This window comes from Kribbella sp. NPDC058693 (assembly GCF_042715335.1).
GTDB classification, from domain to species: domain Bacteria; phylum Actinomycetota; class Actinomycetes; order Propionibacteriales; family Kribbellaceae; genus Kribbella; species Kribbella jiaozuonensis.
In genome coordinates this window covers 122,421-142,047 of the sequence record NZ_JBHXSQ010000005.1, presented here as the reverse complement: position 1 = coordinate 142,047, position 19,627 = coordinate 122,421, and the positions used below count along the sequence as shown (strand labels likewise).

Annotated in this window: 19 protein-coding genes and 1 pseudogene; 15 read left to right on the top strand and 5 right to left on the bottom strand. The window is 68.7% G+C overall.

What is annotated here, in order from left to right:
- The first annotated feature begins 77 nt into the window (after window positions 1–77).
- Entirely contained in the window at window positions 78–644 is a 567-nt protein-coding gene (locus ACFWUU_RS34945) for a dihydrofolate reductase family protein (protein WP_380182209.1), read from the top strand.
- Here ACFWUU_RS34945 and ACFWUU_RS34940 read toward each other — a convergent pair.
- Both ACFWUU_RS34940 and ACFWUU_RS34935 read right to left on the bottom strand, forming a co-directional pair.
- Window positions 637–1,542 (bottom strand): M56 family metallopeptidase, encoded by a 906-nt coding sequence (locus ACFWUU_RS34940; protein ID WP_380182207.1) that lies wholly within the window; start codon window positions 1,540–1,542, stop codon window positions 637–639. The genes ACFWUU_RS34945 and ACFWUU_RS34940 overlap by 8 nt on opposite strands.
- Window positions 1,539–1,931: a BlaI/MecI/CopY family transcriptional regulator gene (locus ACFWUU_RS34935; protein WP_380182205.1), complete on the bottom strand. Its 393-nt coding sequence runs from the start codon at window positions 1,929–1,931 to the stop codon at window positions 1,539–1,541. The genes ACFWUU_RS34940 and ACFWUU_RS34935 overlap by 4 nt, the downstream gene beginning before the upstream one ends.
- Window positions 1,932–2,013: 82 nt before the next feature.
- Here ACFWUU_RS34935 and ACFWUU_RS34930 point away from each other — a divergent pair, with 82 nt between their 5' ends.
- From ACFWUU_RS34930 to ACFWUU_RS34900, 7 genes are read left to right on the top strand one after another with little or no spacing between them, the layout of a single operon-like run.
- On the top strand, window positions 2,014–3,417 hold the full coding sequence (locus ACFWUU_RS34930) for a cytochrome ubiquinol oxidase subunit I (RefSeq protein ID WP_380182203.1): 1,404 nt from the start codon (window positions 2,014–2,016) through the stop codon (window positions 3,415–3,417).
- Window positions 3,418–3,427: 10 nt separating this feature from the next.
- Window positions 3,428–4,417 (top strand): cytochrome d ubiquinol oxidase subunit II, encoded by a 990-nt coding sequence (cydB, locus tag ACFWUU_RS34925; protein WP_380182201.1) that lies wholly within the window; start codon window positions 3,428–3,430, stop codon window positions 4,415–4,417.
- Window positions 4,414–6,039: a thiol reductant ABC exporter subunit CydD gene (gene cydD, locus ACFWUU_RS34920; protein WP_380182199.1), complete on the top strand. Its 1,626-nt coding sequence runs from the start codon at window positions 4,414–4,416 to the stop codon at window positions 6,037–6,039. Before cydB ends, cydD begins: the two co-directional genes overlap by 4 nt.
- Window positions 6,036–7,664, top strand: a complete 1,629-nt coding sequence (gene cydC, locus ACFWUU_RS34915) for a thiol reductant ABC exporter subunit CydC (protein WP_380182197.1) — start codon at window positions 6,036–6,038, stop codon at window positions 7,662–7,664. The genes cydD and cydC overlap by 4 nt, the downstream gene beginning before the upstream one ends.
- Window positions 7,665–7,707: 43 nt before the next feature.
- On the top strand, window positions 7,708–8,901 hold the full coding sequence (gene ftsY / locus ACFWUU_RS34910) for a signal recognition particle-docking protein FtsY (protein ID WP_380182195.1): 1,194 nt from the start codon (window positions 7,708–7,710) through the stop codon (window positions 8,899–8,901).
- Window positions 8,902–8,910: 9 nt separating this feature from the next.
- The gene (locus ACFWUU_RS34905) at window positions 8,911–9,318 is read left to right on the top strand and encodes a YciI family protein (RefSeq protein WP_137259234.1); all 408 of its coding nucleotides are present in this window, start codon (window positions 8,911–8,913) and stop codon (window positions 9,316–9,318) included.
- On the top strand, window positions 9,296–10,507 hold the full coding sequence (locus ACFWUU_RS34900; RefSeq protein ID WP_380182193.1) for an RNA polymerase sigma factor: 1,212 nt from the start codon (window positions 9,296–9,298) through the stop codon (window positions 10,505–10,507). Before ACFWUU_RS34905 ends, ACFWUU_RS34900 begins: the two co-directional genes overlap by 23 nt.
- Here ACFWUU_RS34900 and ACFWUU_RS34895 read toward each other — a convergent pair.
- Entirely contained in the window at window positions 10,504–11,463 is a 960-nt protein-coding gene (locus ACFWUU_RS34895) for an asparaginase (RefSeq protein WP_380182191.1), read from the bottom strand. The two genes, ACFWUU_RS34900 and ACFWUU_RS34895, sit on opposite strands and share 4 nt — an antisense overlap.
- A 13-nt stretch (window positions 11,464–11,476) precedes the next feature.
- Entirely contained in the window at window positions 11,477–12,052 is a 576-nt protein-coding gene (locus ACFWUU_RS34890) for a helix-turn-helix domain-containing protein (RefSeq protein ID WP_137259231.1), read from the bottom strand.
- Here ACFWUU_RS34890 and ACFWUU_RS34885 point away from each other — a divergent pair.
- The 4 genes and pseudogenes from ACFWUU_RS34885 to ACFWUU_RS34870 all read left to right on the top strand — a co-directional run.
- Window positions 11,949–12,218, top strand: a pseudogene (locus ACFWUU_RS34885) (hypothetical protein); the annotation flags it as partial. The gene ACFWUU_RS34890 and the pseudogene ACFWUU_RS34885 sit on opposite strands and share 104 nt — an antisense overlap.
- Window positions 12,219–12,360: 142 nt before the next feature.
- Entirely contained in the window at window positions 12,361–13,086 is a 726-nt protein-coding gene (locus ACFWUU_RS34880; protein WP_380182189.1) for an NAD(P)/FAD-dependent oxidoreductase, read from the top strand.
- Between the two features lie 30 nt (window positions 13,087–13,116).
- Window positions 13,117–13,560 carry a sigma factor-like helix-turn-helix DNA-binding protein gene (locus ACFWUU_RS34875; RefSeq protein WP_137259229.1) on the top strand — a complete coding sequence of 148 codons (444 nt, stop codon included), beginning with the start codon at window positions 13,117–13,119 and terminating at the stop codon, window positions 13,558–13,560.
- Window positions 13,557–14,807 (top strand): hypothetical protein, encoded by a 1,251-nt coding sequence (locus ACFWUU_RS34870; RefSeq protein ID WP_380182187.1) that lies wholly within the window; start codon window positions 13,557–13,559, stop codon window positions 14,805–14,807. The genes ACFWUU_RS34875 and ACFWUU_RS34870 overlap by 4 nt, the downstream gene beginning before the upstream one ends.
- On the opposite strand, the gene ACFWUU_RS34865 is transcribed toward ACFWUU_RS34870, so the two are convergent.
- Entirely contained in the window at window positions 14,736–15,413 is a 678-nt protein-coding gene (locus ACFWUU_RS34865) for a TetR/AcrR family transcriptional regulator (protein WP_137259227.1), read from the bottom strand. The genes ACFWUU_RS34870 and ACFWUU_RS34865 overlap by 72 nt on opposite strands.
- A gap of 264 nt (window positions 15,414–15,677) precedes the next feature.
- On the opposite strand from ACFWUU_RS34865, the gene ACFWUU_RS34860 reads away from it, so the two are divergent.
- From ACFWUU_RS34860 to ACFWUU_RS34850, 3 genes are read left to right on the top strand one after another with little or no spacing between them, the layout of a single operon-like run.
- On the top strand, window positions 15,678–17,030 hold the full coding sequence (locus ACFWUU_RS34860; protein WP_170990015.1) for an ammonium transporter: 1,353 nt from the start codon (window positions 15,678–15,680) through the stop codon (window positions 17,028–17,030).
- Window positions 17,027–17,365: a P-II family nitrogen regulator gene (locus ACFWUU_RS34855; RefSeq protein WP_130449218.1), complete on the top strand. Its 339-nt coding sequence runs from the start codon at window positions 17,027–17,029 to the stop codon at window positions 17,363–17,365. The genes ACFWUU_RS34860 and ACFWUU_RS34855 overlap by 4 nt, the downstream gene beginning before the upstream one ends.
- A complete protein-coding gene (locus tag ACFWUU_RS34850; RefSeq protein ID WP_380182185.1) occupies window positions 17,366–19,624 on the top strand; it encodes a [protein-PII] uridylyltransferase in 2,259 nt (752 codons plus the stop codon). It begins immediately after the preceding gene.
- Window positions 19,625–19,627 lie beyond the last annotated feature (3 nt).

Below are 19,627 nucleotides of genomic sequence, written 5' to 3'. Positions count from 1 at the left end.
CTGCTGGTTCTGTCGGGCCTGGTGCTGCTGGCTGTGGCAAGGGGAGAAGGTAAGTACTTCGGGTAGTGTCGCGGGGCATGAGGCGGCTGATCTTCCAGGAGTACGTGACGCTCGACGGGTACGCCGCCGGGCCTGATGGGGGACTGGAGTTCTTCGACTCCATCGCGGACGGTGGCGACGCCGACGACGACAATCTTCAACTGCTCGAGAGCATCGACACGATGCTGCTCGGCGCCGAGACGTACAAGTTGTTCGCGAGCTACTGGCCGACCGACGCGTCGGCGGACCAGCCGGTCGCGCCGAAGCTGAACTCGCTGCGGCTGGTCGTCGTGTCGACCAGGCTCGAGAGCGCACCGTGGGGGTCGTACGAACCGGGGCTGGTGGTCCGTGACCTCGACGCGGTGCGTGCACTCAAGGCCGAGGACACCGGCAAGGACATCATCTTGTGGGGCAGCATCATGCTGTTCCAGTCGTTGCTGCAGGCCGGACTGGTCGACGAGGTCCAGTTACGCATCTGCCCGATCCTGCTGGGTGCGGGTAAGAGCGCGTTCCCCGATAGCGATTCGCCGGTGCAGTTGGAGCTGATCGAGGCCCGTCCGTGGGCGGACGGCGGCGTACTGGTGCGGTACCGGCCGACTAGCTGACCGCGTCCACGATCGCCTTCACGATCGGGGCGGCGATGGTGACCGTCGGCAGGACCAGGAGCGTGACTGCGCCGGCGTACGTCAGGGTGGCGAGCACGCGCTCGTCCGGAGCGGGGCCGGCCAGCCGCTCGACCCGGAGAACCGTGGCGGACTTGGCGGCCGCCAGTGCCGCTTCAGGTGCCGGTGAGCCTGCCAGCGCGACCAGTGCGCGGGCCAGTGGGCGTGGACCGTTCCGGCGACGGGCGTCGTCGTCAGCCAGCAGCTCCACGAGGGTGCGGGCCTGCTCAAGCGCGACGTCGCTGCGTACCCAGCGCGGGAACGCGTGGTGCAGCGCGGTGAACTCCTCCAGCACCAGATCGTGACGTGCCCGGAGATGCGCCTGCTCATGCGCCAGCACTGCCTTCAGCTCATTGTCGTCCAGCCGGTCCAGCGCACCGACCGACACAACGACCCGTGCACCTCGCAGCGCGGGCAGGCAGTAGGCCAGCGGAGTCTCCTCGGCCAGCACTCGCAGTCCGGGGATCAGTCCGTCCGGTGTGGCCAGTACGTCGACCAGATCGCGGTGCCGCTTGCGACGGGCCCTTGTACCGATCGCCACCCGTCCGACTGCCCAGAGCAGTCGCACCACGACCAGTGCGGTCATCGCGAGGATCAGTGCGGCCACGAGGTCCCGTGCTGACGACGGATCGAACTTCGGCTTACCAGGCTCGCCCGCGATCGAGTACGAGAGCGCGATGCCGGCACCCAGCGCAGCCAGTACGGCGGCCAGCGCGATCGCCTGCCAGAGGATGACTGCCGCGCGGGGGACCCGGTAGGGCCAGTTGGAGCGAGCCAGCAGGGCCGGTGCCGGGCCGGTCAGCACCAGCGCCAGGACGGCCAGCAGGACCGGGGTGATCACCCCGTCTGCTCCTGACCGTCCAGCCGGGACAGGGCCTCGCGCAGTAGCGCTGCTTCCTCGTCGGAGACCTGGCCGACGAACCGGACCAGAGCCTCGCGGCGGTCGCCGGCGCGGTCGAGGGCGTCGCGCATCAGGTCGGCGGCCAGCTCCTCGCGTGGGGCGGCGGCACGATAGCGCCAGGCCTTGCCGTCGCGCTCGCGCTCGGTCAGCTTCTTCTTCGCCAGCCGGTCCAGGACGGTCATCACGGTGGTGTAGGCGAGCTCCCGGGTGCCGGCCAGCTGCTCATGCACTTCGCGCACGGTCAACGCCGTCGGGGCAGCCCACAGCTGCTCCATCACCAGGCGTTCCAACTCACCCAACCGGCGTGGTGCCTTGTCCTCACTCGCCACGTGACCAGTATAACTACACGTCGTAGTAGATCCGCGCTAGCATCTACTACGAAACGTCGTAGATGGCTGGGGAGGCCCTCCGATGGACACGCTGGATCTGGCCCGATGGCAGTTCGCGATCACCACCGTGTACCACTTCTTCTTCGTGCCGGTGACGATCTCGCTGGTCGCGATCACGGCCGGCCTGCAGACCGCGTGGTACCGCACCGGCAAGGAGAAGTACCTGCGGCTGACCAAGTTCTACGGGAAGCTGTTCCTGATCAACATCGCGATGGGTGTGGTCACCGGCCTGGTGCAGGAGTTCCAGTTCGGGATGAACTGGAGCGACTACTCGCGCTTCGTCGGGGACGTATTCGGCGCTCCGCTCGCGCTCGAGGGTCTGCTCGCGTTCTTCCTCGAGTCGACGTTCATCGGCCTGTGGATCTTCGGCTGGGAGCGGCTGCCGAAGCTGGTGCACCTGGGCTGCATCTGGATGGTCGTGCTCGGCACGCAGCTGTCGGCGTACTTCATCCTCGCGGCCAACTCGTGGATGCAGAACCCGGTCGGCTTCCGCTACAACCCTGAGCGTGGTCGCGCCGAGTTGACGGATCTGTGGGCTGTGCTGACGAACAAGGTCGTGCTGGTGACCTTCCCGCACACGATCTTCGCCGCGTTCATGGTCGGCGGCGCGTTCGTCGCGGGCGTCGCGTTGTGGCATCTGATCCGGCGGCCGCTGGTGGACAAGGACGTGTTCCGCTCGGCGCTCAAGATCGGGGCGTCGGTCGTCCTCGTGGCCAGCGTCGGCGTTGCGATCAGCGGTGACCTGCAGGGCAAGGTGATGACCGAAGTACAGCCGATGAAGATGGCCGCGGCCGAGGCGCTGTACGAGACCGAGAAGCCGGCGTCGTTCTCGGTCTTCACCGTCGGCACGCTCGACGGGTCCAAGGAGATCTTCTCCATCAAGCTGCCGTATCTGCTGTCCTTCCTGGCCACCGGACACTTCAAGGGTGAGGTCAAGGGGATCAACTCGCTGCAGGACGCGTACGAACAGTTGTACGGCCCGGGGTCGTACAAGCCGAACATCCCGCTGACCTACTGGACGTTCCGGCTGATGATCGGTGTCGGGATGCTGTCCGCGGCGGTCGCGCTGTGGCTGCTGTGGACAACGCGCCGCGGCCGGGCGCCGGCCCACTGGCTCATCTGGCTCGCAGCGCCGTTGCCGCTGCTGCCGTTGATCGCGAACACGTTCGGCTGGATCTTCACCGAGACCGGACGACAACCCTGGCTGGTCTTCGGGTTGTTGCCCACGGCATCGGGTGTGTCACCCAGTACGACGGGTGGCGAGGTGATCACGTCCCTCGTCGGGTTCACCCTGCTGTACGGCGCACTCGCGGTCGTCGAGACCAAGCTGATGCTGCGGACGATCCGCGGCGGACTGGCCGGGACCGACGAACCAGCCGAGGATTCGCCGGATCAGCCCGACAAACCACTGTCGTTCGCGTACTGAGGGGGCCGAGATGGAACTGACGACTGTGTGGTTCATCACGATCGCGACGCTGTGGACCGGGTACTTCGTGCTCGAGGGCTTCGACTTCGGAGTCGGGATGCTGTTCCGCGTACTCGGCCGCAACGAGCCGGAACGGAAAGCGGCGATCACCACGATCGGGCCGGTCTGGGACGGTAACGAGGTCTGGCTGATCATGGCCGGCGCCGCGACCTTCGCTGCGTTCCCGGAGTGGTACGCGACGCTGTTCAGCGGGTTCTACCTGCCACTGTTCCTGATCCTGGTCGGGTTGATCGTGCGCGGTGTCGCGCTCGAGTACCGCGGCAAGCGTGACGATCCGGTCTGGCGTGGGCGGATGGATCTGATGATCGCGGTCGGCTCGTTGCTGCCCGCGCTGCTCTGGGGCGTTGCCTTCGGCAACATCGTGCGCGGCGTACCGCTGGATGCCGATCACGAGTACGTCGGCACCTTCGGGACGCTGCTCAACCCGTTCGCGCTGCTCGGCGGGCTGAGCTTCGTGGCGGTGTTCGTCACGCACGGCGCGATCTTCCTCGCGCTGCGCACCACCGACGACCTGCGCGTCCGTGCCAACCGGCTGGCCACGCGCACCGGGGTCGTCGCAGCGGTGCTCACGATCGCCTTCCTGGCCTGGGCGCAGGCGTTACGCGGCGAGACCGTTTCGATCATCATCACGATCGCGGCGGTGGTCGCGTTCGCCGGCGGGTTGGTGGCGAACCTGTTGCGTCGCGAGGGTTGGGCCTTTGTCGGTACGACGGTGGCGATCGGGCTGGCCGTGGTGTCGTTGTTCGTCGCGCTGTTCCCGGATGTGATGCCGTCGACGCTCGAGCCGGGGTCGACGCTGACCGCGGTCGAGGCGGCGTCCTCGGCGTACACGTTGAAGGCGATGACGATCATCACGGCGATCTTCTTCCCGCTGGTGCTGCTGTACCAGGGCTGGACGTACTGGGTGTTCCGCAAGCGCGTGATGGTGGCGGCGTCGTGAAGCCGCTCGACCCGCGGTTGCTGCGGAGGGCCCGGGGCGCTCGGGTCTTCCTGGCGGCGTCGGTACTGATCGGTGTCGCGAGCGGCGTGCTGATCGTCGTACAGGCTGTGCTGCTGGCGCACGGCATCACAGGCGTCGTACTGCGGGGCACTGGCGTGGCTGGTGTCGCGCTGGGGTTGGCGCTGGTTGTTGCGGGGCGGGCGGTGCTGGTGTGGGCGCAGGAGGTAGTCGCGCAGCGCGCCGCGGCGGCTGTGAAGTCGACGCTGCGACGGCAGGTGCTGGAGCACTCGCTGAAGCTCGGACCGGTGTGGCTTAGCGGCGAACGCAGCAGTGCGCTGACAACCCTGCTCACCAAGGGACTTGACGACCTGGACCCGTACTTCGCCCGCTACCTGCCGCAACTCGTCCTGGCGTCGACCGTGCCTGCCGGAGTGATCGGCTGGATGGCAACGGGCGATCTGATCGCTGCGGGGACCGTGCTGGTCACGCTGCCGTTGATCCCGATCTTCATGGCACTGATCGGTTGGGCGACGCAGGCGCGTAGTCGGCGGCGTCAGCACGCGTTGGCGGTGCTGGCGCATCACTTTGCTGATGTGGTTGGCGGACTGACCACGCTGAAGCTGTTCGGCCGCGCGAAGGCACAGGAGTCCGCCGTACGCCGGGTGACCGATCAGCACCGTGCTGCGTCGATGGGGAGTCTGCGGTCGGCGTTCTTGTCGTCGTTCGCGTTGGAGTTGCTGGCGAGCATCTCGGTGGCGTTGGTTGCCGTCGGCGTCGGTCTGCGGCTGGTCGACGGGAAGCTAGGACTGGAGACGGCGTTGATGGTGCTGATCCTGGCGCCCGAGGCCTACTTGCCGCTGCGTCAGGTCGGCCTGCAGTTCCATGCGAGCGCGGACGGGGTGGCCGCGAGCGAAGAGGTGTTCCGCGTGCTGGAGACGCCGTTGCCGGTGCGGGGCGATCGGACCGATGTGCCTGATCTGCGGGTGAGTCCACTGCAGATGTACGACGTGACCGTGCGGTACCCGGGGCGGGATGAGCCGGCGCTGGACCGGTTCGACCTGGAGTTGCGGCCGGGGGAGGTGGTGGCGCTCACTGGACCTAGCGGTGCTGGGAAGTCCACCGCGCTGGCAGTGCTGCTTGGGTTTGTCGAGCCGGAGAGCGGTGTGGTCGTGGCCGGTGGCAGTGCGGCCGACGAGTTCGACCCGGGGGAGTGGCGGCGGCAGTTCGCCTGGGTGCCTCAGCGCCCTGGGCTACGCCTCGGAACCGTCGCCGACAATGTCCGCCTCGGTCGCCCGACCGCGTCCGACGACGAGGTGCGCCTGGCCCTCATCACTGCAGGCGCCGGCGAGCTCGCGCTGGACAAGGCGGTCGGCGAGCAAGGCCAGCTCCTGTCCGGCGGTCAGCAACGCCGAGTCGCCCTGGCCCGAGCACTCCTCACAGACGCGCCCGTACTCCTCCTCGACGAACCCACCGCCGGCCTGGACCCGGACGCCGAAGCAGCCGTCATCACCGGCCTCCGCTCCACCGGCCGCACTGTCCTGATGGTCGCCCACCGCCCCGCGTTGATCGCCGCCGCCGACCGAACAGTCTCCGTAGGAGCCCGAGAGCTGGTGAACGCATGACGAGCACGCAGGCCGGGGCGTGGTGGCAACTCGTGCGACCGGAGGCGGGGGTGCGTTGGCGGCTTCTGCTCGCGCTCTTCTTGGGGGTTGCTGCAGCGGGATCGGCTGTCGCCTTGCTGGCTACCTCTGCCTGGTTGATTACGGCCGCTTCGGCTCAGCCGCCTGTGCTTCTGCTGCTGGTGCCGATCGTGGCGGTGCGGGCGTTCGGCGTCGGCCGCGGTGTCTTCCGGTACGTCGAGCGCCTGGTCGGGCACGATGCCGCTTATCGGGTTCTGGGCGAGACTCGGGCTCGCGTCACCAGACGACTCGAGAGCGTTGCACCAACATCCCGGCGGCAGGGCGACCTGCTCGCGCGGCTCGTACTGGACGTGGACGCAGTCCTCGACCTCTGGCTCCGCGTACTTCTCCCGGTCGCCGTCGCAGCAATAACAGCCGCTGCGACAGTGGCCCTCCTTGCGCTCCTACTCCCAGCAGCCGGCGCAGCAGTCGCGGTAGCGGTCCTCGTCGCCTGCACCGTCGTACCGTGGCTGACCGCTCAGACCGCTCAGCGAGCCGAGCGCAACATCGCCGCCGCCCGGGGCGACGTAGCAGCCGTCACCACCGAGACCCTGCTCACCGCAGCCGACGTACTGGCCTACAACGCCGTCGATGAAGTCCTGGCCGAATTCTCCCGCCACGACGCCCGCCTGGCAGCCGCCGAACGCCGCTCCGCCTGGAGCACCGGCCTCGGCAGCGCCCTCCTTGTACTCTGCATCGGCGGCGCCAGCATCGCCGCTCTGCTTCTCGGCAGTACGGCGAACATCACCGGCGCAGTGTTCGCAGTACTGGTCCTCACCCCACTCGCCCTGGCCGACGTCCTCGGCGGCATCCCGGCCGCCGCCCAACTGGCCATCCGAGTCCGAGCCGCACTCGGCCGAGTCCAGGAACTCGTAGACACCCCAGATCCCGTCACCGAGCCGGCCGACCCACTCCCGCTCCCGACCGGACGCGACCTGCAGGTGAAGCTGCTGCGGGTCGGGTACGACGACACCGACGTACTGGACGGGCTCAGCCTGGACATGCCTGCCGGCAGCCGCGTCGTGATCACCGGGCCGAGTGGGGCGGGCAAGAGCACACTGGCCGCAGTACTGCTGCGGTTCCTCGAGCCGCGCGGGGGCGAGGTGCTGCTGGACGGTGTGGACCTGGCCAGGCTCGAAGGCGACCAGGTGCGGTCTGTCGTCGGCCTGCTGACCCAGGAGAGCCACGTGTTCGACACGAGCATCCGCGAGAACCTGCTGCTCGCGAAGCCCAGCGTGAGCGACCTGCAGCTGTGGAAGGCGCTCTACCGCGCACGGCTCGGCCCGTTCGTCGAGAAGCTGCCGGACGGGCTCGACACGATGGTCGGCGAGCACGGCGCCCGGTTGTCCGGTGGTGAGCGCCAGCGGCTCGCGTTCGCGCGGCTCCTGCTCGCGGACCGCGACGTACTCGTCCTGGACGAGCCGACCGAGCACCTGGACGAGGAGACCGGCCGGGCGTTGCTCGCCGACCTGTTCGCGGCGGCCGGCGACCGGACCGTCGTACTGCTCACGCACCGGCCCGAGCTGGTGCCTCCTCACGTACCGCGACAGCTGGTTTGCCTGACGTGACAAATGCGGGCGGCGGGCCGGGTGTCTGTCAAGATGGGGAACCGTGTTGACCCCTTTGCTTGTCTCCCTCCTGACAGACCAGGCCTTGATCACGATCGTCGTGGTGATCGCGGTCGTTCTCGTCGTCGGTACGACCGGTCTGGTCGTCGCCCGGCGGCGCCGTTCCGAGCTGCCTCCGGCCACCAAGCCGGCCGTCGAGGCGCCGGAGCCGACAGTCGGTGAGGACGCCGAGGAACCCCGGGACACCCCGACCCGGACGCTGGAGGACGCGGAGCTGCCGGAGGCGGAGGCCGCTCCCGCCACGACGCTCGAGAAGCCGGAGTCCGCACAGGGCCGGCTGGTCCGGCTGCGCGCCCGGCTGGCGCGTTCGCAGGGCTCGCTCGGCAAGGGGCTGCTCGCACTGTTGTCCCGCGACAAGCTCGACGAGGAGGCGTGGGAGGACATCGAGACCACGCTGATCACCGCTGACGTCGGCGTCGCGCCGACGCAGGAGCTGGTCGAGAAGCTGCGCACCCGGATGCGCGTGGAGGGTGTCGGCGCCGCACAGGCCCGCGACATCCTCCGCGAGGAGCTGGTCGCCCTGGTCGACCCCTCGATGGACCGGTCGCTCAAGGCGAGCCGCAAGGACGGACAGCCCGCCGTCATGCTGATGGTCGGCGTGAACGGCACCGGCAAGACCACGACCGTCGGCCGCCTGGCTCGCGTGCTGATCGCCGAGGACAAGCACGTCGTGCTCGGTGCTGCGGACACCTTCCGTGCGGCCGCCGCGGACCAGCTGCAGACCTGGGGCGAGCGCGTCGGCGCCCGCACCGTGCGCGGTCCGGAGGGTGGAGACCCGGCCAGCATCGCGTTCGACGCGGTCAAGGAAGGCATCGCGGAGGAGGCGGACGTCGTACTCGTCGACACCGCCGGCCGTCTGCACACCAAGACCGGTCTGATGGACGAGCTCGGCAAGGTCAAGCGCGTCATCGAGAAGACGGCCGAGGTCGACGAGGTACTGCTGGTCATCGACGCGACCACCGGTCAGAACGGCCTCACCCAGGCCCGCGTGTTCGCAGAGGTCATCGACGTGACCGGACTGGTCCTGACCAAGCTGGACGGTACGGCGAAGGGCGGCATCGTGATCGCGGTGCAGCGGGAGCTCGGCGTACCGGTGAAGCTGGTCGGTCTCGGCGAGGGACCCGACGACCTGGCGCCGTTCGACGCCGAGCAGTTCGTCGACGCGCTGCTCGAATGAGGAGATGAGATGACCAAGTTCATGCTGCTGGTGAACATGGACGGCGGGAACTGCGAGACGCCGATGCTGGAGTGGGACGAGGCCGATATGAAGGCCCACATGCAGTTCCTCACCGACCATCTGGAGCGGCTGCGGCAGAGTGGTGAGCTGGTCGAGGAGACTGCGCTGACCTGGCCGTCGCACGCCAAGGTGGTGCGTGCCGCCAGTGTGAGCGCGCCGGTGCTGACCGACGGTCCGTACGCCGAGTCGAAAGAGGTCCTGGCCGGGTACCAGATCGTCGACGTCGAGTCGGAGCAGCGGGCGATCGAGATCGCCGCCGAGCTGTCCTCCGCGCCGGGGCCCAACGGCGTACCGATCGAGCAGCCGATCGAGATCCGCCGGGTCATGGAGTCGGATGCCGATCTCCACGACTTCTGACCCGGATCACGGCCTCGAGGACCTGCTCCGCGAGCTGACGCCGCAGGTCCTCGGCGCGGTCGTGCGCTGGTCCGGTGACTTCGCCGCGGCGGAGGACGCCGTCCAGGAGGCGCTGCTGGCTGCTGCGACGACCTGGCCGCGGGACGGTCGCCCGGACAAGCCGAAGGCCTGGCTGATCCAGACGGCTTCGCGGCGACTGATCGACGAAGTACGACAGGAGCAGGCGCGCCGGCGTCGCGAGGAGCGCGCCGCACTGCGCGAGGTGCCCGGTGGGGAGACCGAGGAGCACGACGACACCCTCCGGCTGCTGTTCCTGTGCTGCCATCCCGCGCTGACGCCGGCCTCGGCTATCGCGCTGACCCTGCGGGCAGTCGGGGGTCTGACCACGGCCGAGATCGCCACGGCGTACTTGGTGCCTGAGGCAACCATGGCGCAGCGGATCAGCCGGGCGAAGCAGAAGCTGAAAGGCGCGAGCTTCGAGCTGGACGCCGACCCGGATCGGCTGCGCAACGTGCTGCACGTGCTGTACCTGATGTTCAACGAGGGCTACACGAGTACGAGCGGCCCGGAGCTGCACCGCAGCGACCTGTCGACCGAGGCGATCCGCCTGACCCGCGCAGTACGCGCCCAGCTCTCCGAAGACGGCCAGGTGGCCGGACTGCTGGCCCTGATGCTGCTGACCGACGCACGCCGCGCTGCCCGGACCGGTAAGGGGGGAGAGCTCATCCCGCTCGCAGACCAGGACCGGTCGCTGTGGAACCACGACCACATCACCGAAGGCGTGGCACTAGCGGTCGAAGCGTTCAACACACCGCCACTCGGCGAGTACCAGATCCAGGCCGCCATCGCTGCACTGCATGACGAGGTGGACCGTGCCGAGGACACCGACTGGCCGCAGATCCTCGCGCTGTACGGACTCCTCGAGGACCTGTCCGGCAACCCGATGGTGAAGCTCAACCGCGCGATCGCGGCCGCCATGGTGGACGGCCCCGACGCCGGGCTGAAGCTCCTCGAACCACTGGACGAGGAGCTGGCCGGCCACCACCGCCTCGATGCCACCCGCGGGCACCTGTACGAGATGCGCGGCGACCACGAGACCGCCGCCGAACACTTCCGTGCGGCGGCCCGCGGTACGACGAGCCTGCCCGAGCGCGACTACCTGATGACCAAGGCCGCGTCGCTCACCTAGACGTACTGCGCGAACGCCCCGGCGATGTCGTCATCTGTTGCCAAGAGCAACCGAAGCAGCACGCGCGCCTTGTACGGGTCGAGGAATCCGCCGTCGATCAGCCCGCGCTGCAGCAGATCGATCTCCGATCCGGGGGAGTTGTAGGTGTTGCGGACGATCGAGCCGGCGCCGGTACGTGAGGTCAGCACGACCGGCATCCGTGCGGCCAGCTCGCCGAGCACCGGTGCGAGTGCGGCCGGCACGTGCCCTACGCCGTACCCAGCGATGACCAGACCCTGATGCGTGTCGGCCAAACCCTTCAGCAGCAGGCCGTCGTCGTCCATGGTGACCGTGTAGAGCGCTACGCGCAGGTTGTCGAGCTCGACCGGCTCGGCGCTGCCCTGTACGCCGTCCAGCCGGAGCGGGCGGGTGAGGACGCTGACGCGGTCCTCGACGACGTGGCCGATCGGTCCGGTGTTCGGTGACACGAAGGTCGCCGTACTCGTGCTGTGGGTCTTGCGTACCCAGCGCGCGGCGTGGATCTCGTCCTTGAAGACGACCAGTGCACCCAGGTCGCGGGCCGCGGGGGAGCAGGCGACGCGCAGGGCAGCCAGGAGGTTGGCTGGGCCGTCGGGACCGGCGAGCGTCGGGTTGCGCATCGCTCCGGTGAAGACGAGCGGTTGCGGGTGCGGCCAGACCAGGTCGGCGAGGAACGCAGTCTCTTCGAGGGTGTCCGTGCCTTGCGTGACCACCGCCCCGGCTGCACCGGCTGCGACAGCCTTCGAGGCGGCGTCGACGACCTCGAGGACCTTGGCGGCGGTCAGGTTGGCGCTGGGGATCTTCTCGATGTCCTGGATCTCCACCGGGTGACCGAGCCCGGAGAGGCCCGGCATCGCGGCGGTGAGGTCGTCACCGGTCAGGCGCTGGTTGCCGGCCATCGAGATCGTTCCACCCAACGTGAACAACGCGACGCTCACTACGAGTCTCCTGTCATGTGGTGCGGGCTCTGACGTGCATCCGCTCCCCTTGCGGGCCGTAAAGACATAGCACCTCCGTCGGTCCAGGACCGGGATTGGCGAACCAGTGCGGCACCCGGCAGTCGAACTCGGCCACCTCGCCCTCCTTCAGCACGAAGTCCTGGTCGCCGAGCTTCAGCCGGACCTGCCCGGACAGCACGTACAGCCAGTCGTAGCCCTCGTGCGTCTTCTGCGTCACGTCGTTGCCCGGATAGCCCTCCGGCAGGATCTGCTTGAACGCCTGCAGCCCGCCCGGACGCCGGCTCAGCGGGATGTGCACCGTGCCGTGCCGCTTGATCGGCTTCGCATAGATCCGCGGGTCGCCCGTCGGCGGCGCGTCCACCAGCTCGTCCAGCTGCACCTGGTGCGCGCGGGCGAGCGGCAGCAGCAGCTCCAGCGTCGGCCGCCGCTGACCGGACTCCAGCCGGGACAGCGTGCTGACCGAGATGCCGGTCGACTCGGACAGCTGGGCCAGCGTCGTCCCGCGCTCGACCCGCAGCGTCCGCAGCCGGGGCCCGACCGACTCGAGGACATCGTCGTCGTTTGCCATACCGGCAACATTACTTGTCGAAAATGAAAATCACCACGCATCCTCGGAGCACACCCTGAGCAGAGGAGTCCGAGAGATGACGAAGTACGACGTGATCGTGATCGGTGGCGGCGCCGCCGGCCTGAGTGGAGCGCTGGCCCTGGTCCGGTCCCGCCGCTCGGTGCTGGTGGTCGACGACGGTACGCCGCGCAACGCGCCCGCGGAGGGCGTGCACAACTTCCTGACCCGCGACGGCACGCCGCCGGGCGATCTACGCGCTCGGCCGCGACGAGGTCATCGGGTACGGCGGCGAGGTCGCCGAAGGCACCGTGACAACCGCCCGCCGCAACGAGGACGACTTCACGGTCGAGCTGGCCGACGGTACGACGTACCGGAGCCGGCGGCTGCTGGTGACGACCGGGCTCACCGATGTGCTGCCCGACGTACCCGGTCTGGCCGAGCGGTGGGGCAAGGACGTGATCCACTGCCCGTACTGCCACGGTTGGGAGGTGCGGGACCAGGCGATCGGCGTACTGGCGACCAGCGCGATGGCGCTGCACCAGGTGCAGCTGTTCCGGCAGTTGAGTGACGACGTGACGCTGTTCCTGCACACGGCGCCGGAGCTGACCGACGAGCAGTGGGAGGATCTGGCTGCGCGCGGAATCTCCGTAGTACAAGGAAAGGTCGAGCAGATCGAGGTATCCGACGATCGCATCACCGGAGTGAGGCTGGAGGGCGGCAAGGTCATTCCGCGGCAGGCACTGGCGATCCAGACCACTGTGCGTGCCCGGGCGGGCTTCCTGGCCGACCTGGGGCTGGTGCCGACGCTGATCGAGAACAACGGCATCGAGATCGGTACTGCGGTCCAGGTGGACGCCATGGGTGCGACGGAGGTGCCTGGTGTGTTCGCGGCAGGCAACGTCACCAATCCGATGGCGCAGGTGATGCCGTCCGCCGCGGCCGGCCTGATGGCGGGCGCCGGGATCAACTTCGATCTGATCACGGAAGAGACCCGTCTGGCGCGATCACGAGCCGGCTCTGGCCGCGCGGAGTAGTTGAGGAGTTGAATAGGGGCGGGAGGGTGGATGCGCGACACGGTCGACCCGGATTTCGCCTCGTTCGTGGATGCACGGCAGGGCAGATGGCTCCGTACGGCGTACCTGGTGTACGGCGACCTTGAACGAGCCGAGAAGGCGCTGTTGCGCGCGTTCACGCAGCTGTCGATGCAGTGGGCCAGAGTGGACGACCCGGATCTGTTCGTCCAGCGGGTGCTGTACCTGCCGGCGCTGAAGCCGTGGAACCGCGCGCCGGCGTTCCCGGACGAGGACGACCAGGTGAAGGCCGCACTGGGCGAGCTGACACCCACGCAGCGCACAGTGTTCGTCCTGCTCCACGTCGAGGAGCTCACCGAGTTCGAGGTGGCCGATCTGCTCGGGATGTCGCACACCGCCGTCCATGCGCACGGTCTGACCGCTTTCGGCAGGTTCCGCGCGGCGCTGGGCGCGGGGGACTGGCGTGATGCCCAATGAGGCGCGAGGACGTGCCGCCGCTGCTGTTCCAGGCAGCCGACCAGTTGCCGGAGCCCGACCTGGCCGACGCGGCCTGGGCAGCCGGTCTGAAGGTACGGCGTCGTCGGCGGCGCGCCGTTCTGATCAGCTTCCTGGTCGTACTGGTCGCACTGCTCGTCGTGTCGATCACGATCGAGGTGGGCTCGGGCGGCAACGCGGACATCATTCCACCGGACAGACTGACCAACACTGCCGCGCCCGACGCGGTCGAACCGTCCGGTCAGATCTCCGGCATCGACTTCTGGCTGGCGCCGCCGCCTGGCAGTGAGAAGTTCCTCGACCGGCTCGAGACTCCGCTCGGTGATCGCCTCGAGTTCCCCGGCAAGGTTCATTCGCTGGCGAAGCACAAGCTCGACCGCGTCGCCGCCGTCCTGCTCGCGAAGAACGGCGATACGTACGTGCCGCTGCTGCTCGGCCGCGACTCGTCCTGGTCGCAGGCAGCGGTCGGACTGGTCGCGGTCGACGGCCGGCAGCCGTTGAGCCCCGGTGCGGTGTCACCGGACGGCAAGGTCGTTGCCTTCCCGCAGCCCGGTCAACTCGTCACCGTCGACGCTTCGACGGCCGAGATCTCGCAGTACCCCTTGCCGGCCGGTGACTACCGCAGCGTGTCCTGGCTCGACGATGCGCAGCGCGTCCTCGTCAGTGGGCCAGGTGTCGCGTACCGGGTGCTCATCGGGGAGGGCGGCGACGGCGAGCGGCAGATCGCGCGCATCGCGGCGTCGAACGACCCGGATGCGGTCACCGCGCCGTTCCGGCTCGAGACCGGCCACGTGGAGCGCTACATGATCAGCGGTCAGTGGGTGGAGGACAGCACGTTCACACTGCCGGTCCAGTCGTGGGTGGGTCAGACCTTCTCGTCGGACGGCGGTGTGGCGAGGCTGTTCATCGCCAACAAGCTGCCGCAGGTCCCGACGCTGGTCTCGCAGCCACAGGGCGTGGCGGTCATCTCCACGTTCCGGTCGCTGCCCAGCCGGTTGCTGATGCTGGGTGAGCCGTTCATGGGTTCCGGTCGGACACCGAGAGCGGCCGACCTCGCCGAGGTACGCCAGCCCGGCTGTTGCGCAGTACTGGGCTGGTACGACGAGCAGAACCTGCTGGTAAAGGTCCGAGGCTGGGTCTTGGCCTGGGACCTCTACTCAGGACGGGTCCGGCGCGTCACCGAACTCGCGGTCGGCGAGCTGGCGCTCGGGCCCGGTCTGCGGCCATGAGCCGCTCCAACCGTCCAGGATGGCCCGCAGGGTGACGTCGGCCAGGCGCTCGGCGTCCTCCGGCGGTGGCATCGCTCGCCCGGTCAGCGCCCGGACGACGAACACACCGGCCATCCACTCCACCATCAGGACAGAGTCCGCGGTGCCGCGGATCTGTTCTCCCCGGGCTCTGGCCCGGTCCAGTGCGGCCTCGGTCAGCTCGATCCGCCGGTCCAGGACGTCCCGGTAGATCTGCGCGGACCGCGGGTCGCGGTTCGCCTCGGCGACCGCGAGGCGGATCAGTGCGAGTCCCCTTTCACTGTTGGCGAAGGCCAGTGCGGTCCGGTAGACCTCCAGCAGGTCGCCGGCGATCGAGCCGGTATCCGCATCCGGTATCTCCATGTCGAACAAGTCGGCCATTGCGTCGTTGGCGAGCAGTTCCTTGCTGGCCCATCTGCGATAGATCGTCGCCTTGCCGACCCCCGCGGCCTCGGCAACGTCGTCAACCGTCATTCCGTCGAATCCCCGCTCCAGCAGCAGCTGAACGGCGTACCGGCGGATCCTCGGCTCCGCCTCCGGGTCCCGTGGTCTGCCGCGGCGCGGCCTCACCCCGTAGATCGGCTCCATTTCTACGTCCCCAGCTAAGACGGGTGCAGTGGCGCGGCTGCGGTCCCGTGTGGTCCAGGCCAGAGTGCCACAAGTTGGCCTCCGGTGAGTCATGTCACCTCGATGTCACCTGGGAGCCCGCTTTGTCACATGCCTGAAACAAACGGACCGATCGGCTGAAACGGCGCGCCGACACCGTTTGCGGTGTGGCTGGGCGCGGGCTCCCCGGCGTTGTGGAGTTCTCCCGACTGAGGACGTCGGCCACCCCCTGTATCGATGGAAGGGATGACGTTGATGGAGATCAACGCCGGCGATACCGCCTGGGTCTTGGCCAGTGCCGCCCTGGTGATGCTGATGACACCGGGCCTGGCTTTCTTCTACGGCGGCATGGTGCGCATGAAGAGCGTGCTGAACATGATGATGATGAGTTTCGTCACCATCGCCGTCGTCACCATCCTCTGGGTGGTGGTCGGCTACTCGCTGACGTTCGCCGGTGACACCGGGCACGTGATCGGCGACTTCTCGGAGGTGGGCCTGAAGGGCCTGCTCGCACCGGAGGCGGTGAGCGGGACGACGCCCACGCTCGCTTTCGTCGCCTTCCAGCTGATGTTCGCGATCATCACCCCGGCGCTGATCTCCGGCGCCATCGCGGACCGGGCCACGTTCCGTGGCTGGATCGCGTTCGTCGTCGGCTGGACGCTGCTGGTGTACTTCCCGGTCGCGCACTCGGTCTGGTTCCTGGACGACGGCAACGGCGGCTGGATCGGCGACAAGCTGAAGGCGGTCGACTTCGCCGGTGGTACGGCGGTCCACCTGAACGCCGGCGCCGCCGCGCTCGCCCTGGCGATCGTGCTCGGCAAGCGCGTCGGCTGGAAGAAGGACCCGATGCGGCCGCACAGCCTGCCGCTGGTCCTGCTCGGCGCCGGACTGCTGTGGTTCGGCTGGTTCGGGTTCAACGCGGGCTCCGCGCTGAGCGCCGGCACCACCGCCGCGGTCACGTTCGTGAACACCCAGGCCGCCACCGCCGCGGCCGTGATCGGCTGGCTGATCGTCGAGCGGATCGTGCACGGTAAGGCCACCACCCTCGGACTCGCGTCCGGTGCGGTCGCCGGTCTGGTCGCGATCACCCCGTCCTGTGGTGCGGTCTCGCCGATCGGTGCTCTCATCCTCGGCCTGGCGGCCGGTGCGATCTGCTGCTTCGCGGTGTCGCTGAAGTACAAGCTGGGCTTCGACGACTCGCTCGACGTGGTCGGCGTGCACTTCGTCGGCGGTCTGTTCGGCTCGCTGGCGATCGGCCTGCTCGGTACGGCGGCGGCCCCGTCGGCCGTGGACGGCCTGTTCTACGGCGGTGGCGCCACCCAGCTCGGCCGGCAGGCGGTCGCCAACGTGGTCGTCGGCCTGTACTCCTTCACCGTCGCCTTCATCCTGGGCAAGGTGATCGACAAGACGATCGGCTTCCGGCTCAAGGAGGACGACGAGGTCACCGGAGTCGACCAGGTCGAGCACGCGGAGACGGCGTACGACTACCTCGGTTCGTCCGGTCTGCGCGGCGCGCTGTCGGCCCGCCCGGCGCCGGCCGTCGCGGAGACCGAGAACGGCACCACTGAGGCCTCGGAGAAGGAAGGTGTCAAGGCATGAAGCTGGTCACCGCGGTGGTCAAGCCGCACAAGCTGGACGACGTCCGCGCCGCGCTGGAGACGTTCGGCGTCACCGGTATGACGGTCACCGAGGCGAGCGGCTACGGCCGGCAGAAGGGCCACACCGAGGTCTACCGTGGCGCCGAGTACGAGGTGGACCTGGTCCCGAAGGTCCGGCTCGAGGTCGTCGTCGAGGACGGTGACAGCGCCGACGTGGTCGACGTGATCGTCAAGGCCGCGCAGACCGGCAAGATCGGTGATGGCAAGGTGTGGGTCACCCCGGTCGACACGATCGTCCGGGTTCGCACGGGCGAACTGGACGGAGACGCACTGTAGATGGTTGATCGAGCAGAACAGCGGCGCGTCCGTGCCGAGGAGGCCGACGCGCTGCTGTACCTGCTCCTCTCCAAGGCCTGTGACGCCCTCGGTGTACCTACCGAGGGCGTCGCGCTGGTCGCGGTCGGCGGCTACGGCCGGGAGGAGCTGTCGCCGTACAGCGATCTCGACGTGATGCTCGTGCACGTCGAGGGGTACCCACGGGTGGACGAGCTGGCCGCACAGATCTGGTATCCGCTGTGGGACTCGCGGACCAAGCTGGACCACAGCGTCCGCACACTGGCCGAAGCGCGGGAGGCGGCCGCAGCGGACGACCGGGTCGCGCTCGGTCTGCTGGACGCGCGCCATGTCGCTGGGGACTCACACCTGACGCTGCAGCTGCGGTCCGTGCTGATGGCGGACTGGCGTCGTACGGCGCGTTCCCGGCTGCCCGGACTGGCGCAGGCGTGCCGCGACCGGGCGTCCACGGTCGGAGAGCTCGCCCATCTCGCAGAGCCCGACCTCAAGGAGGCGTACGGCGGTTTGCGGGACGCCGTCGTACTGCGTGCGTTGGTGGCGTCCTGGCTGGTCGACGTACCGCACCCGGTGCTGGAGCGGGCGCGGCGCGATCTGCTCGAGGTCCGTGACGTACTGCATGAGGTGGCTGGTCGGGCGACGGACCGGTTGGTGGCTGACCTGGCGGGTGAGGTGGCGGCGGGGCTCGGTCTGTCGGGTCGGGATGAGCTGCTGCGGCACGTGTACGCGACGGGCCGGACGCTGGCGCATGTGTGTGATGTGTCCTGGCGACGGGTCGAGAGCTTGATGACCAAGCCGCCGCGTTCCCGGCGTCGGCAGCGGTCCGGTGGGCCGCTGTTGCTCGCGCTGGACGAAGGAGTGGGGCAGCACGAGGGCGAGGTCGTGCTGATGCCGGACGCGCGACCGGAGCGGGACCCGGTGCTCGGCCTGCGCGCTGCTGCGGTCGCTGCGGATCGTCAGCTCGTTCTGTCGCCGGCTGTGTGTGCTCGACTGGCTGCATCGGCTGCTGACTTGCCGGTGCCGTGGCCGGGGGAGGCGCGGCGGTTGCTGTGCGCTCTGCTCGGTGCGGGCAGCGGACTGCTTGAAGTGTGGGAGGCCTTGGACCAGGCCGGGTACATCTCGCGCATCCTGCCCGAGTGGGACTCGGTGCGGTTCCGGCCGCCGCAGTCGGCGATCCACCGGTTCACCGTCGACCGGCATCTGCTGGAGACGTGTGTCGAGGCGTCGGCGATGGTCCGCGACGTACGCCGACCTGACCTGTTGCTGGTTGCCGCACTGGTTCATGACCTCGGCAAAGCGCTCGACGGCGACCACAGCGTCACCGGTGCGGCTATCGCGGCTCGTCTGGCTCGCCGCATCGGCTTCAACGATGCGGACTCGGACACCATCGCCCTGCTGGTCCGGCAGCACCTGATGCTCGCTCAGGTCGCGACCCGGCGTGATCTGGACGACCCGATGACCGTGGACATGGTCGCCGGCATCGTCCGCAGTACAGAGACTCTCGACCTGCTGGAAGCGTTGACGTACGCCGATGCGCGGGCTGCCGGACCGGCTGCGTCGTCGCCGTGGCGGATGCGGCTGGTGGGCGAGCTGTGCCGCCGGGTGCGCGGAGAGCTGTCCGGTGGCGGCGAGAGCATGTGGACCGAGGCACCTCCTGTTCCGGTGCCGGTGCTGCACCAGGTGGTTGGAGTGGGGCGGCTTGGCCTGACGGTGTCCGACCACCATGGCGATCTGCGCATCAACGTCGCCGTGCCTGACCAGGTCGGCACGCTGTCGACGGTTGCCGCCGTACTCGCGGTGGAGCGGCTGGCAGTGCGGTCCGCGGTCATCACTTCGGTTGAAGGGCTTGGTATCTCGCAGTGGACAGTTGCTGGGTCAGCGCCTGATCCGGTGCGGCTGCGGGACCGGCTTGCTGTCGCGCTTCGCGACTCCAGTGACGTCGTACGCCGGTTGGCTGCACGGGACTCGTCTGCAGCACGTGTCGCCAGCAGGGTGGACCTGCTGCCGGAGGCGTCCGAGACTGCGACAGTCCTGCAGGTGCGAGCACATGACCGTCCAGGACTGCTGTACGACGTCACCGCGGCCATCGCGGCCACTGGTGCGGACATCCGTTCCGCCCACGTCAGCACGCTTGGTGCCGAGTGTGTGGACGTCTTCTACCTGACCGACGAACACGGCGCTCCGCTCGAAGCAGAGGACGCGCGAACGACGGCGAAGTCTGTCCTCGATCGCCTGACGTTCTAGTCT